The organism is Flectobacillus major DSM 103 (genome assembly GCF_000427405.1).
Classification (GTDB): domain Bacteria; phylum Bacteroidota; class Bacteroidia; order Cytophagales; family Spirosomataceae; genus Flectobacillus; species Flectobacillus major.
Genome location: NZ_KE386491.1, coordinates 1 through 15476 on the forward strand (window position 1 = coordinate 1; position 15476 = coordinate 15476).

Below are 15476 nucleotides of genomic sequence, written 5' to 3' on the forward strand. Positions count from 1 at the left end.
TTTCTAATTTTTCCCTACAATAAATTTTACTATTTTTGTGGCTTGAATTGGCCCAAATCCAGTCATTACTTTTTTAAAAAAGTTAAATGATTCATTAACAGAGGTTTGCCTTTCAGACGTCTGAATTATCGCCATTACTTTTAAAATTTTACCCCAACCATGCAAACCGAAACAAGGCAAGTGTGGGCTAAGTGCCTCGAAATAATACGCCATGAAGTAAACGAGCAAAGCTTCAAGACGTGGTTCGAACCCATAGTTCCTCTTAAAGTAGTAAGTAACACATTAACGATTCAAGTTCCTAGCCAGTTTTTTTATGAGTGGCTAGAGGAGAACTATGTGCATGCCCTTCGCAAAGCTATTGATTATACGCTTGGCCGAAATGGTATGCTAGAATATTCTATTATTGTAGACAAAGGAGACCGTAAAAATCCTCCTATTGCCTTGAATGTTCCTAATCAAAAATCTACTACACCGCCACCTGTACAAAGACGACCAGAACCTAACCTGTACGAAAGCCCATTTCAGTTAAAGGACTTGGATTCACTGGAGTTAGATTCGTATCTGAATGCACATTATATATTTGATAATTTTGTGGAGGGCGATTGTAACCGTCTAGGGCGGTCGGCTGGTATGGCTGTAGCACAGCGTCCGGGGGTAACGTCATTTAACCCTCTGATGATTTATGGAGGGGTTGGTTTAGGAAAAACGCATTTGATTCAGGCGATTGGTAACTATATCAAGGATACGCAAGCCAATAAGTTTGTTTTGTATGTATCGTCCGAAAAGTTTGTGAATCAGTTTATCAATGCCATTCGGAACAATACCTTGCAGGCATTTACCAATTTCTATATGCAAATAGACGTATTGATTTTGGATGATGTGCAGTTTTTGGCAGGAAAAGAAAAAACCCAAGAATCATTCTTTCATATTTTCAACCACTTGCATCAGTCGGGAAAACAGATTATTATGTCGTCCGACCGCCCGCCTCGTGATTTGGCAGGTATGCAAGACCGTTTGCTGTCACGTTTCAAGTGGGGCCTTACGGCAGATTTGCAACAGCCTGATTTTGAGACACGTATTGCAATTATTCAGAAAAAATTACAGGCCGATGGTATTTATATCAAAGATGAAGTTATAGAATATTTGGCTCATAGTATAGATACAAACGTCCGTGAAATGGAAGGTGTGATTGTATCGTTGATGGCACATGCATCGCTTAACCGCCGTGAAATAGATATGGAATTGGCAAGGGCTACCCTCAAAAATATTGTGGTCGACAATGAAAAGGAAATTACCGTTGACAACATCCTCGATGCTATTACAAGTCATTTTGATGTTACTTTAGCAGATTTGAAGGGAAAAAGTAGAAAGAAAGAAACTGTATTTCCAAGGCAAGTAGCGATGTATTTGATGAAGGAATTTACAAGTTTGCCGCTCAAGTCTATTGGGTATCATTTTGGTGGTCGTGACCACAGTACGGTAATCCATGCGGTACAAAATATTAGTGTATTGATAGAGTCGGATAAAGAAGTAGAGAAAACTATACAGAAGTTATATAAACATTTTAACAGAGTACGAGTAAGGTCATAATCCTATTTTGTAGAGAAACAACAAAAGCCGTTTGGTGTGAAGATTCCACTAAACGGCTTTTTATTTGGTAAGAGCTAGCAACTTTTCAGATATAGTGATTATTTTTGTTATATTCCCACAAGTGTAAGATATTATATAATGTTTGCTCTGAAACTATGAAGAATATGACTACCTATTTGAAATATAGAATAAACACCAAAGTACTAATTGGTAGTTTGGTGGTATTGACTTTGTTCAATGACAAACTTTTGGCCAACGATGAGGCCGTACCTCAGCCTGTTGAGGTTATGAATATGCTGGATAATCCTAAGAAAAAACTCAGGATAAAGCTGGTATTGCGTGAAGAAGAAAGAGGCGATTCTACTCAAAAAAAAGGTATTTTTGCCAAAGCCAAAATGATTCTAAATGCTATCTTAGATTTTTCGGACAACCCGCCTCTGAAGCTACAAGTAGGCTATGAAGACAAAGTAAAAAAACAATAGCATTCGCTACTCTTACCTACATTGGGTAAATCCATGTGCCAATATATTCCTATTTAAGAATTCAATTGAAAAAACTCCTCTTTAAAGCTTAGCAGCTTTAGCTGAAATTGTTAATTTTGCAGACCCAAAGGGTGCAATATGGCATTTTTGGGTAATACTAGCAAAATCGATGGAGTAGTTTTAAACTTCAGTAAAAGGGGTTTAGAATATCAAATATTATAAGTACATGGCCTTTTTGTAAGGTTAATTATAGAGAAATAATGCAAGAGAAAATTCAAGAAATTCATCAGCAAGTAGCTGATTATCAAATCGACAATAAGGAACAGCTTGAGGCTTTTCGTATTGCTTATGTTGGTCGTAAAAGTGTTATTGGCGAGTTGTTTGATGGCTTGAAAAATGTTCCAGCCGAGCAACGTCGTGAGGTAGGACAGCAGCTGAATACCTTAAAGGATTTTGCACAAAATAAATTCAATGAATTTCAGGCATTGGTCGAAGCTGCTTCTGAAAGTGCAGTAAGTGTTGAGTTTGATTTGACATTGCCTATTATTCCGCAAGAAAATGGAACATTGCATCCGTTGAGCGTAGTACGAGCAAGAATCATTGAGATTTTTGAGAAAATGGGCTTCAATGTGTCGGATGGCCCCGAAATCGAAACCGATTTTTATAACTTTACTGCCTTGAATTTTGCTGAAAATCACCCAGCAAGAGAAATGCAGGATACCTTTTTTATCGAGAAAAAAGGCGGAAATGTTGCCGACGATGTATTGTTGAGAACTCATACTTCAAATGTACAGATTCGTTTGATGCAAGATAAAAAACCGCCTTTGCGTTCGATTATGCCAGGGCGTGTATACCGCAACGAAGCTATTTCGGCCAGAGCCCACTGCCTTTTTCATCAGGTAGAAGGCTTGTATATCGACAAAAATGTAGGTTTCAAAGACCTGAAAGATACCTTATATCACTTTGCCAAAGAAATGTTTGGTAAAGATACCAAAGTGCGTTATCGCCCTTCGTATTTCCCTTTTACCGAACCTTCTGCCGAAATCGACATTACTTGTTTGATTTGTAAAGGAAAAGGCTGTAATGTTTGTAAATATTCGGGCTGGGTAGAGATTGCTGGTTCGGGTATGGTAGACCCTAATGTTTTGGAAAATTGCGGTATAGATTCAAAAGAATATACAGGATTTGCCTTTGGTATGGGTATTGAACGTATTACGATGCTAAAATACCAAATCAAAGATTTAAGATTATTTACCGAAAATGATGTTCGTTTCCTTCGTCAATTTGAAGGAATCTAAGGGATATTTTTTTAAGTAATAACTTAAAAAAGACCTCGCAGGAATAAGCCTGTGAGGTCTTTTCATGTTTGCGAATAATCAGCAATTTACTTTTCTAACTCGGAAATTTACATGAAAAACAGATTAAAATATCGTTTTTAACACATTTTAACGGATAGAAGGGCAATTTCACCAAGGGTTTTCGCTATTTTTGATTTTTAAACAAGCGTATAATCCCGTTTATTAGGTGTAGTATAAAAATTATCAACACCATTGACCCTATAACAGATAACGTATTCCCCAATGAACAACTTTAAAAAAATTAATGACCTTGTAGGTTGGGTCGTTTTTGTCATTTCATTAATTATCTTTTCCGCTACTGTCGAACGAACCGCCTCTTTCTGGGATTGTGGCGAGTTTATAGCTTGTGCTTATAAACTTCAAGTACCTCACCCTCCAGGTGCCCCCCTTTTCTTGTTGCTAGGACGTTTGTTTTCGATGTTGGCTGGTTCAGACAATACACAAGTAGCCTATTGGGTCAACATGATGTCTGTTGTTTCGAGTGCTCTAACAATTTTATTTATGCACTGGACAATTGTCCTGATTGGTCGGAAAGTATTAAATAAGAAATTTGATGAACTTACTTTTGGCGAAGCTATTACGCTGTTAGGTGCTGGTGTGATTGGTTCTCTTGCTTATGCTTTTACCGATACATTTTGGTTTTCGGCTGTCGAAGCAGAAGTATATGCTATGTCTTCATTTTTTACGGCATTGGTAGTATGGGCTGCTTTTAAGTGGGAAATTATCGAAGACGAAGCCACAGCCAACCGTTGGTTGATTTTGATTGCTTATTTTGTAGGTTTATCAATTGGCGTTCACTTATTGAACTTGGTAACTGTGCCAGCTTTGGCTTTATTATATTATTTCAAAAAATATCCAAAACCTACTTATGTGGGTGGTTTTGCGGCCTTGTTGATAGGTTTGGTAATATTGGGTGTTATCAACTCAGGTATTATTCCGGGTATTCCATCAATTGCCTTTAGCTTTGAATTAGGCTTTGTTAATGGCTTGGGCTTACCTTATGGCTCGGGTGTAGTTGTATTTTTGGTACTTTTTGTAGGGGCTTTAGTAGGTGGTATTATTTATTCACACAAAAAAGAAAAAGTGGGTTTAAATATCTCATTATTAGCCTTGTCGTTTGTTTTGGTAGGGTATTTGTCTTATGACTTAGCGTTGGTTCGTTCTACTTATAATACGCCTATCAACGAAAACGACCCAAGTAATATCCTTAACTTCCTGAAATACCTTCGTCGTGAACAGTATGGTGAGCGTTCGTTGTTGTTTGGCCCTATTTTTACGGCCGAAGTAGAAAGCGTTGACCAAGGTGCTCCTGTGTACAAAATGCAAGATGGCAAATACGTTGTGTATGACCACAAGCAAAAAGTAAGCTATGCCAAAGATGGCCAAATGTTATTTCCTCGTATTTATTCAAATGCACCACAGCACGTAGAATTGTATAAGGAAATGTTGGGCTTGGCAGAAGGACAAAAACCGACTTTTGGCGACAACCTTCGATTCTTGTTTACCCACCAAATGGGGCACATGTATATGCGTTATTTGCTCTGGAACTTTGTTGGCCGTGAAAGCGACATTCAGGATGCTGGAGTAATAGATTATACCCGTAAGGGCGAGTTGCCAGAGTTGCTTGCTCATAACAAAGCTCGTAACAATTATTTCTATTTACCATTAATACTGGGTTTGTTAGGTTTCTTCTTGTTGTATCGCAAAAATGAGAAAGATTTCTTAGTAACCATTCTGATGTTCTTACTGACGGGTTTAGCTTTGGTTGTTTTCTTGAACTCGCCACCAACAGAACCACGTGAACGTGACTATATTTATGTTGGTTCGTTCTATTTCTTTGCTATTTGGATAGGTTTAGGCGTAATGCAATTGGCCGAATGGTTGTTGAAATTCTTGAAAAATACCACTTCTAGCGGTATTGCTGCTACAGCTCTTTCGGCAATAGTACCTGTTATTTTGATTCAGCAAAACTGGGATGACCACGACCGTAACCACCGTTATCATCAGATTGATTTTGCCAAAAATATGCTTAACTCGTGTGCTCCAAATGCGATTTTATTCACAGGTGGCGACAACGATACCTTCCCACTTTGGTATGTACAAGAAGTAGAAGGTTTCCGTACCGATGTACGTGTTTGTAACTTGTCGTTATTGGGTACAGATTGGTATATCGACCAAATGAAACGTAAAACCTATGAATCGCAGGCATTGCCTATTTCATTGTCTAAAGACCGTTTTATGGAAGGTATCAACGACCAGATTTTATTCTACGAAAACCCTAACGTAAAATCGGGTATTAATTTGTTGGAATACATGAAGCTCGTAAAAGATGACAACGCTGCTATTAAAGTACCTTTGCAAGATGGTACAATGATTAATACAATGCCATCGGAAACGGTATTCTTGCCAATCAATGTAGAGGAAGTGAAAAAATCGGGTATTGTTTCAAAAGAACTAGAACCATTCTTGACAGATCAGATTAGTTGGAATGTAGGTAAAAGTGGTATTATGAAGCCAGAGTTGATTCAGCTTGATATTATTGCTCAAAACGCGTTGAATGGCTGGAAAAGACCGATTTACTTTGCTACAACACTTGCAGGAGGTAGTTATTTGAATATGAAGGAGTTTATGCAGTTAGAAGGGTACGCTTATAGATTGATGCCTTTCAAAATACCAGGAGCAAAAGATGGTTTTGTAAATACAGATTTGATGTATAAAAACATGACTACCAAAATGTTCTGGAGAGACTTAGACAATCCTAAAACGTATTATCACTCAGACTTCTATTTGGAAGTACCTGTAGTAACAGCTCGTTTGAGTTTCTTGCGGTTGGTTGACCAGTTGGTAAGAGAAGGTAAGCTTGCTAAAGCAAAAGCTGCATTGGATTATGAAATGAAGGTATTGCCAGATAAAACAATTCCTTACGACCAGTTGAGTGCCAATTATGTAGCATTATATTTGGCTGCAGGTGATAAGAAAACGGCTCTGCAAATAGCCGATACAATGATGAATCGTAACGATAAAGCCTTGAATTATTATTTTGAAGACCGCCGTGCTAGCGATACCCGTGAAATTCAAAGTGCTTTGTACGAAATGCAGATTATCGTAAATGGCTTGAAAGAGGCAAAATTACCTGAGGCTGTCAAATACGAACAAATGTTTAATCGTCAATTGCAGAAAGCTAGCTCGTAAAGGAGTTCTTGCTGAATAGCAAGTGCGAAATGTTGATTTCAATTACTGATTACATACCAAAGCCCTTGAGCCTAGCTTCAAGGGCTTTTTGTATGCAACGATGCTCGGTATAAAAACTTGTTCAGAAATTGGCAGAGATATTGCTTGAAAAATGTATTTATTCCTAAACAGTATTTTCCGAAATTATTGGTAATAGGGATTAATCAGAAATAGCTTTTCCTGCAACAAAAAAAGGTCATAAATTAAACCCTTAATAGGCAAAATTTATGACCTTTTATTATAGCAACTACCTGAATAGGAGTTGCTTAATTAAAAAAATCTTTCATTTTTTCAAAAAATGATTTGTCACTTTTACTTGGTTTTGGGGCAAAGTTAGGTGAGTTTCTCATTTTCTCTAACATATCCGACTCTTCACGGCTCAGGGTTTTAGGTGTCCAAATATTCACATGAATTAATTGGTCGCCAGTACCATAGCCATTGAGTTCTTTAATACCTTTTCCCTTCAAACGCAATATTTTACCAGCCTGTGTACCTGCCTCAATGGTAATACGGGCTTTTCCACCAATTGTAGGTACTTCTACGCTTGTACCAAGGGCTGCATCTGCAAAATTGAGGTATAACTCATAAATGATATTATTGCCATCACGGTGCAATATCTCATGAGCTTCTTCTTCAATTACAATCAATAAATCGCCAGCAACGCCACCTCTTGGCGGAACATTACCTTTGCCATTCATAGAAAGTTGCATACCTTCGGCTACACCAGCAGGAATACGGATTGGAATAATTTCTTCTTCCAAGACACGTCCTTCGCCAAAACAAACTTCACAACGAGTTTTAATCATTTTGCCTTCACCATTACAAGTAGGACAAGTTGAGCTTGTTACCATTTGGCCTAGCATAGTTTGTTGAACACGACGAACTTGGCCAGCACCGCCACAAGTTTGGCAAGTTTGTAATTCAGTACCATTTTTGGCACCGTTTCCACTACAAGCCTTACAGGTTACATGGCGTTTTACTTTGATTTTTTTCTCGACACCGTTGGCTACTTCGTCTAGGTTGAGCTTTAATTTGATACGCAAATCCGAGCCTTTTCTTGTACGACGACCGCCACCGCCGCCGCCACCAAACATACCGCCAAAAGGACTTCCATCGCCAAATATATCACCAAACTGGCTAAATATGTCTTCCATATTCATACCTGCACCGCCATTGAAGCCACCTCCAGCAGCCCCACCCATACCAGCATGACCAAAGCGGTCGTATTGCTGACGCTTTTGCTGATTAGAAAGTACCTCGTAAGCTTCTGCGGCCTCTTTAAAATTCTCCTCGGCTTGTTTGTCGCCAGGGTTTTTATCGGGGTGATATTTAATTGCAAGTTTGCGATATGCTTTTTTGATTTCTTCCTCGGTTGCTCCCTTGCTTACCCCCAACACCTCATAATAATCTCTTTTTGCCATGATATTCAATAAATAGTGAAAGAATAAGTACTATGCCTTAATTTTCACAGTGGTTTGTTAATTAGCAACTACGACTTTTGCAAAACGAATTACTTTTTCGTTTAGGTAATACCCTTTTTCTACTACATCAAACACTTTACCTTTGTCGTCTTCACTCGGAGCAGGGAACTGCGTAATGGCTTCGTGCAAATCTGGATTGAAAACCTCGCCTTTGGCATTCATCGGTTTCAAGCCCTTGCTCGAAAGCGTATGTTGCAATTTGTTGAAAATCAAGGTAACACCTTCCGAAATCTCACCTTCTTGTGCATTGGCAACGGCACGCTCAATATCGTCAACAACAGGAAGAATATCAGTAATGATACCTGCCGATGCCGATTGAATCATATCGAGTTTTTCTTTCGCTGTTCTTTTACGGAAATTGTCGAAATCCGAATAAAGACGTAAATATTTATCTTTCAATTCTGCTAGCTCGTTGGTTAATGTTTCAATCTGACTAGCTTCTTTATTTTCTACTTCGCTGATAAGCTCTTCTGCTTGGACTGTCTGATTGTCAGTCTCTTGTTGTAAAATTTGTTCTTCTGCCTGTAATTCCTCTTTATTTTCCATGTTAAGTGAACTTTTCGCTTTATTTTTTAACTTCTCAAAAATGCTCAATTTTTTTGCCATTTGATTTTTTCTGCCAAGTTGACAGATTTTAGAATTACAAAGTTAGGGCTTTTATCCTGAATGTCAGAAATCAAAATAGGCTCTTTGCGAAATTTCACGGTTTTAGATAAAATAAGCCTAAGAATAAAGGATTATTTTTGAATAATTTGGATTTTTTCAGAGAAATTACCGGTATTATTTCTAAATATCAGTATATATAGGCCAGATTGAAAACCTCGACAGGCAATACTATGCTCTGTCACCTTTTCTAGGCTGGTTTGGTGTATTGTTTTGCCTGTTAATTCATACAGATGGAGGTCGCCTGTAAAGGGTTTTTTAAACTGTATTTTAATAAAATCACTGGTAGGGTTTGGCGAAATACTAACTAAATCGTTCATTTCTTGTTCGGTTGCCAAAATTGTAAAGGTTTTGGCAGATGCAAGGCTTGTCTGCGATTCGCTAATGCTCGAATATGCCCTAATGCGGTATTGATAAGTGGTTTGGTCTTTGAGTGGGGTATTCAAATACTCCAGCTCTGGGCTATTTACTTGGGCTATGGATGTATAGTTGGTTTCATTTTCGGCCATACGTTCAATAGTATAGTAAGTAGCATTTGCAATATTGTTCCAAGTGAGCTTGATGGCCTCGTGCGAAACCGCTGTTGCTGCCAACGTTGGAGTATTTAATAAGGCTGGAGTTTTGATTTCTATTGAAGCATAAGCCGACTCAGTTTTACTATTTTGCGACTTTAGTCTGTAGGAATAAGTTGTATTGGCCGATAGCCCTAGGTCTTTGTACGTAATAGTGGGTACACTTAAACGGGCTATTTGTGTATATTTGGTATCGCTCGCTGTTTTTCTTTCCAACACAAAAGTACTAGCATTGGTATCGTTATTTGACCAATTGAGACTAATGCTATTATAATAATTGACAGTGGCTGTTAATTGTGGCGTAACTAGCGGGCTGAAAGTTTCGGCTGTCACTTGCACAGATTCCGATTCGGCTTGTTCACCAATAGCCTTTATCTGAATAAGGTATTCGGTATTGTTAGATAGGTTCTTGATTTGGGTTTTGAGGGTACTTGTATTGAAGGTAGTGGTTACAATGAGCGACAAGTCATTTTTTTTCAATACCTGCAAAAGATATGAATTTGCCCCTGTTACAGATGTCCATGAAATATCAATCGTACTAGCCGAATTACCAAGTATCGTAACAGTAGGTGTATCAAGGCTGTTCATGATTGCTACTTCATGAAAAGAGAAGGCTTTTTGCCCAGTAGTATTACTTAAAAAAGGGCCATTAAAAATAGTTCTTGGGTCTTTTGGAAAGTTATTATAAGCGAAATAAGGCGGTAGGTATGTAATGGTGTTTGCCTGCCCTGTGTTTGCTCGCTTTAAATAAACTCTGTTACCCTCTGCTCGGCCTGAAAGGAATTGCTCTGAACTTTGGCCTAAATAGAAAAAGTCTTTTAAGGTAAGGCTAACCCCATCATAACTAATTTCATTAGGCCATTTGAGGGTTTGATTATCGTCAAAAATGAGGGCTATTTCATCTTTTTTAGCACTGGTAAAAAACGCCCTTTTGAGATTAGGGTTACCTGCAATCGATACTTTGTTGGTAGTGTAAAAGTCATTTTCAACCCAGCGAAACGTTTCTGAAGCAATTTCTAAGTAGCCAGTAGTGGCGTAATAGTAACCATAAAAATCAGTAGCTCCTAAAGGTGTGATAGCTTGAATCAAAGGGTAGGTGTTTGCCAACGTTCGCTGAAAATTGCGTAAAGCCCCAGCGTCGTAATTAGGAGTTTTATAAATATCGTTTTGGTAGCAGTAAATTCTAGTAATAGAGGGAAAATCCTTTTGCCAAAGCTTATAAAGTTTGTCAAACTCGCTTTGGTAAATATTAGGGTCATTGGTAGCCTCGATTTCGCCACCCCACCAAAATAGGGCTTTGATGGCGTTACTTGCACCCGCCTTATTCACCTTGTATAATAATCGCCCATAAATACTGCTAATATCGCTAGACCCCGAGCTGATATTCTGGGTTTTGATGCTACCATTTACTTCTGCAACATTGATAATACAGCTTGGAATACCATATTTTTCGGCAATAAGCCTTTGTATTTCAATACCCCAAACGCTAACATAAGGAGCAGCTGTATTGGAAATAAGCCAAGTGGTGTCGGCCAATTGATGTTTTGTGGCGTCGACCATACCCCCAAAACTTCGACAATATTCGTTGGTATAAGCATAAGTAGGAGCAGTACTATTGATGGTTCGCCAAGCTTTGGCATTGCCCTGTCCTTGAATCACAAAAAAATCGCCCGCTACCAATTGCTTGCGTTCGGCCAAAAGTACCGAATCTTTGCCCCCGACAGCATAAAGTTGAATACTATACTCTGCTAATTCAGCTTTGATAGTGGTTGACAATTCAAAATTACTAGCACCAGAGGCATAAGTAATAGCCGTTTTTTGATACTTGTAAGGGCTACCGTTTCGCAGGGTCATCAACGACACATAGTTGTATTGTATAGGCTTTTGTTGTAAAGTAGCCTTTACAGTTATATTTGCCTGATTTTGGGCATTTCTAGCAAATAATTGTAGATTTTGGGGTATTTTACTGAAAGTAACAACAGGGGTGTTATCTTGAGGAATAACATTATTTGCGTTGTATGCTCCAATAGGGTATTGATAAAACGACAACGCTCGCATCCCCGTTTTGTTGGTAACATAAGGCCCAGAATACGGCCATAGTGGGTTACCTTGTGGAATTAGAGATGGTAAATAAGAAATATCTGTAAAGTTGGCACTAGAGGTTAGGTTGAGAATAACAGCATTTTTCTGTACAAAACCATTTTGTATCCAACCGCTATTATTATTGAGGTAAAAGAAATCTTTCATCTGGGCATCTCGGTACACCTCAGGCCATTTTAATACTTGATTATCCTGAAAAATTAAAGCTATTTGAGTTCGTTCGGGATTGGTAAAAAAGGCTTTTTGAATATTAGGAGCATCAATATTGTCGGTACCGGTACTATTATAAAAATCTCGGCCGATGAGGCGGCTAAATTCTCGGGCATTTTGCTGATACCCTTCAGCTGAATAATGTAAGCCATCAAAACCAATCGTTCCAACCGAAGGCACCACCGAAATATTGGCGTATTTAATCCCCAATCTACGTTGTTCTTCACGTACCATTGGAGCTGCGGCTACGCCATTATCAATAATATCTATTTGAAAAAGGTAAAGTTTTTGAATAGAAGGAATATCTAGTTTTAGGTTATTATAAAATTGTTCAAAGTACAAGCTAAAATTGCCACCTTCGCCATAGGCTTCGCTTTCACCCTGTCTGTATATCAATGCCTTTACGTTATTGGCAACGCCAGCTTTTTGTAATCGGTAAAGCATTCGACCGTACCCGTTATTGAGGTCGGCAGGATTTGTTGCTGTACGCGTAGCATGGTGTTGGGCACTCGACCAGTGAAAGCCCCCGTTGATTAAGCAGGTAGGAATACCGTATTTTTCTTGGATAATTTTCTGAAATTCAAAACCCATTGTACCAACACCTGTGCTGTAGGAGTTTTCGTTTGATAAGGCCCATAGGGTATCGGCAGGATTGTAAGGGGTTGTATTGAGTTCGTCAGTGATTTTACCAAATGTTCTGCAAAACTCGTTGGTACGGCTATCGTTGAAAAATGCTGTAGAGTTTGACTGCCCTGTGAGTACATAAACATCGCCACAAACCACATCACTAATGCCCCGAACAAACACAGAATCACCCGTTGTTTTCTTTAGGTAGATTTCAAAGTAATACTCGGCTAGTTCGGCTTTGATGGTGATGGGAGAAAATGCAAATGTCCCCGAATTGGCAGATTGATAAGTAATATTAGCTTTTTGATAAGCATAGCGATCAGCATTACGGTACACCGTTACACTATAGTATGCACCTCCGCTGGTATTGATACTACCTTTGATACCTACCTGTGCTTCATTTTTGGCATTTCGGGGGTACAACTGCTTATTTTGTGGTAGTTGCGTAAAGAAAGTTGAACCTATTTGTTGGGCATGAATAGCACTTAGGGCAACTAAGGAGAGAAATAATGTTATTAGTTTCTTCATAATAATAAAAAATTGCACTTCATTAAAAAAGTACAATACTGATAATAAGGCATTTAGGTTTATTTATTAAGCGTTAATATGATTATAAAGAAATTATAAATTAGTAGCCTAAGAGTAATAGAATGATAGCTTAGAAAAGCATACGTGGATTTATGCAAAGATATTGAAAACATTTTAAATGCCTACACAAAATGAGCAAAGAGGCGTACCTTTGTACACCTAAATAATGATATTGAATGACCGATTTACAAAAAATGCACAATACAAGGCTTATCAAACAAAAAGCAAAAGAGTTAGGCTTTGATTTTTGTGGGGTGTCGAGTGCTACATTTTTGGAAGAGGAAGCCCCAAAGTTGGAACAATGGCTCAAAGCCAATAGGCACGGCGAAATGCGTTATATGGAAAATCATTTCGACAAGCGGCTCGACCCTCGATTGTTGGTAGACGATGCCAAATCGGTAGTTTCGCTATTATACAACTACTTTCCTGCCGAACGTTTACCCGAAGGCGAAGATGATTTGAAGCTGTCTAAATATGCTTATGGTACCGACTACCACTTTGTTATAAAAGATAAACTCAAATTGCTATTGACTTTTATTCAAGATACAATCGGAGAGGTAGGAGGTAGGGCTTTTGTAGATTCGGCACCTGTGATGGACAAAGTTTGGGCCAAAAAATCTGGTTTGGGCTGGGCTGGTAAGCATAGCAATCTTATCAACAAGCAAATGGGGAGTTTTTTCTTTATTTGCGAACTTATCATCGACCTAGAACTGATACCCGACGGCCCCGTCAAAGACTATTGCGGTACTTGTACACGCTGTATAGATGCTTGTCCAACCGAGGCTATTATCGAGCCTTACACTGTCGATGGCTCAAAGTGTATCAGCTATTTTACTATCGAACTCAAAGAGGCTATTCCCCTTGATATGAAAAGTAAGTTTGATAATTGGATATTTGGTTGTGATGTTTGTCAAGATGTATGCCCGTGGAATCGCTTCGCCAAACCACACCAAGAGCCACTTTTTGAAATACACCCACAACTAAAAGATTTTAGCAAAAATGATTGGGAAGAAATAACCGAAGAGGTTTTTAAGGTAATATTTAAGAACTCGCCAGTAAAACGTACCAAACTAGCTGGATTAAAACGAAATATTGATTTTGTGAAATAAATAAAAAAAGCAACAATCCAAGGGAAAGTTGCTTTACTCATTTTCTAATATACCTTATTATAATGAATTTCTAAGAATGATTTGCATAGGCATTTGTGAACTCATTCGTTTGCCTTCTAGCACTACCGAAGCGGCCAATTTGCCAACTTCTTCCAAAGGACTCGAAATTACCGAAATACCCCCTGCTAAAATTTCTTTGTAGCATGAGTCATTCAACGAAATCAAGCCAACTTCTTGTCCGAGTTCAAAACCCTTGGTACTGGCTGATTTAATGGCTAATACCAAGTCGGCATCGTCCATTGTCAAATAAGCATTACCTTTTTCAACTTCTTCTCCTTCAAGGCCATCTAGTACTTGGAAGTCGAAGCCATTATTTTCGCAGAAATTGCGGAAACCTGTAATTAACTCAGCATCGAAGTATTCTTCTTCTGTCAATACCAAGTTAAGGGTATGATATTTTTTGAAAATCTCTAATTGGCTTTGCATTACTTTACAAATCTCTTCGCCCGAATTGTTGAGGATAGAAGAGTTTGTGCCATTGAGGTTTTGCAGAGACTTGTCTAAAAGAATTAATCTTTCGCCCGAAATTTTCTTGAGACATTTGATATTTTCTTCGTTTTCTTCAATCAAGTGTGGCATAATCACATAATAGTGATAATTGCCCAAATGGTTGTTGATAATTTCGCGGAAATTGTCGCTTTTGTAGTTATAAGTAAAAATATCGACAATCACTTCTTTGCCAGTGGCATTCACGAAGGCATTAAAAATAGCCTTATTACTTTCGGTAATTTTACCCACCAAGAAAAAAACCTTTGTTTTCTTTTGAGCCGATTTACCAGAAATAAAATATCCTTTTCTAAAGATAGACGTAATTACACCCAATCGGTGCAATTCGGCATAAGCACGTTCGACAGTATCACGAGAAAGATAACATTCTTCGCTGGCTTCATTAATAGACGGTAAGCGTTCGCCTGTTTTGAGTACACCAGCCTCAATATCCGCCAAGAGGGAATTAACCAGTTGTTGATATTTAGGGGTTTTTGAGTCGTGCTTAATTTGAGCAAATTCTACGAAAGTCTTCATCATACAGATTTTAATGATATAGTATTTATAAGGTATTGGGCAAAAGTCTATTTTCAATAGTATCAAAAAACTGGGTTATCAAATATTACTTTATTATATACTGATATTTTTTTTAGCACCTTTTGAGCATATTAGAGGTAAGACAAAAAAGGGTTTTGGACGATTCTAGTATTTTCTACTCAGATTAGATAAATACTGATTTTTTATGATAAAATCCAGTTTTTTGATGATTCAAAGATACCAATAGCAATCAAGATTGTGTTAGGACAAGTCTGTCAAATCCTAGTACATATCTTGCAAAAAGTGCATAAATACCCACTAATAGGACGATTCTTGCAGGTTTTGTTATAATTACACCAGTAAAATTCAGAAAAGAGGAATG

The 15476-nt window shown here is 38.1% G+C and carries 9 protein-coding genes; 5 read left to right on the forward strand and 4 right to left on the reverse strand.

The window, feature by feature from the left end; translation table 11 throughout:
* Positions 1-159: 159 nt before the first annotated feature.
* The 4 genes from dnaA (at position 160) to FLEMA_RS0101980 (ending at position 6622) form a co-directional block, all read left to right on the forward strand.
* Positions 160-1590 (forward strand): chromosomal replication initiator protein DnaA, encoded by a 1431-nt coding sequence (gene dnaA / locus FLEMA_RS67210; RefSeq protein WP_044170618.1) that lies wholly within the window; start codon positions 160-162, stop codon positions 1588-1590.
* Between the two features lie 155 nt (positions 1591-1745).
* On the forward strand, positions 1746-2072 hold the full coding sequence (locus FLEMA_RS0101970; protein WP_144080029.1) for a hypothetical protein: 327 nt from the start codon (positions 1746-1748) through the stop codon (positions 2070-2072).
* A 260-nt stretch (positions 2073-2332) separates the two neighbouring features.
* Positions 2333-3370 carry a phenylalanine--tRNA ligase subunit alpha gene (gene pheS / locus FLEMA_RS0101975; protein ID WP_026994002.1) on the forward strand — a complete coding sequence of 346 codons (1038 nt, stop codon included), beginning with the start codon at positions 2333-2335 and terminating at the stop codon, positions 3368-3370.
* 282 nt (positions 3371-3652) lie between these two features.
* Positions 3653-6622, forward strand: a complete 2970-nt coding sequence (locus FLEMA_RS0101980; protein ID WP_026994003.1) for a glycosyltransferase family 117 protein — start codon at positions 3653-3655, stop codon at positions 6620-6622.
* Positions 6623-6927: 305 nt separating this feature from the next.
* Here the strand turns inward: FLEMA_RS0101980 and dnaJ are convergent, their stop codons facing one another.
* From dnaJ to FLEMA_RS0102000, 3 genes are all read right to left on the reverse strand, one after another.
* Positions 6928-8085, reverse strand: coding sequence for a molecular chaperone DnaJ (dnaJ, locus tag FLEMA_RS0101985; RefSeq protein WP_174395954.1), 1158 nt, complete (start codon positions 8083-8085; stop codon positions 6928-6930).
* A 54-nt stretch (positions 8086-8139) separates the two neighbouring features.
* On the reverse strand, positions 8140-8688 hold the full coding sequence (locus FLEMA_RS0101990; protein WP_026994005.1) for a nucleotide exchange factor GrpE: 549 nt from the start codon (positions 8686-8688) through the stop codon (positions 8140-8142).
* 191 nt (positions 8689-8879) lie between these two features.
* Positions 8880-12842, reverse strand: a complete 3963-nt coding sequence (locus FLEMA_RS0102000) for a sialate O-acetylesterase (protein WP_044170620.1) — start codon at positions 12840-12842, stop codon at positions 8880-8882.
* Positions 12843-13078: 236 nt separating this feature from the next.
* On the opposite strand from FLEMA_RS0102000, the gene queG reads away from it, so the two are divergent.
* Positions 13079-14011 (forward strand): tRNA epoxyqueuosine(34) reductase QueG, encoded by a 933-nt coding sequence (gene queG / locus FLEMA_RS0102005; protein WP_026994007.1) that lies wholly within the window; start codon positions 13079-13081, stop codon positions 14009-14011.
* Between the two features lie 57 nt (positions 14012-14068).
* Here queG and FLEMA_RS0102010 read toward each other — a convergent pair whose 3' ends face one another.
* Positions 14069-15097 (reverse strand): GntR family transcriptional regulator, encoded by a 1029-nt coding sequence (locus FLEMA_RS0102010; protein ID WP_081681237.1) that lies wholly within the window; start codon positions 15095-15097, stop codon positions 14069-14071.
* Between the last annotated feature and the right edge of the window lie 379 nt (positions 15098-15476).

Coding starts and splice junctions, on each gene's coding strand:
- FLEMA_RS0101990 (WP_026994005.1), bottom strand. CDS start 8,688: ATGGAAAATAAAGAGGAATTACAGGCAGAAGAACAAATTTTACAACAA.
- queG (WP_026994007.1), top strand. CDS start 13,079: ATGACCGATTTACAAAAAATGCACAATACAAGGCTTATCAAACAAAAA.
- FLEMA_RS0102000 (WP_044170620.1), bottom strand. CDS start 12,842: ATGAAGAAACTAATAACATTATTTCTCTCCTTAGTTGCCCTAAGTGCT.
- pheS (WP_026994002.1), top strand. CDS start 2,333: ATGCAAGAGAAAATTCAAGAAATTCATCAGCAAGTAGCTGATTATCAA.
- dnaA (WP_044170618.1), top strand. CDS start 160: ATGCAAACCGAAACAAGGCAAGTGTGGGCTAAGTGCCTCGAAATAATA.
- FLEMA_RS0101980 (WP_026994003.1), top strand. CDS start 3,653: ATGAACAACTTTAAAAAAATTAATGACCTTGTAGGTTGGGTCGTTTTT.
- FLEMA_RS0101970 (WP_144080029.1), top strand. CDS start 1,746: ATGAAGAATATGACTACCTATTTGAAATATAGAATAAACACCAAAGTA.
- FLEMA_RS0102010 (WP_081681237.1), bottom strand. CDS start 15,097: ATGATGAAGACTTTCGTAGAATTTGCTCAAATTAAGCACGACTCAAAA.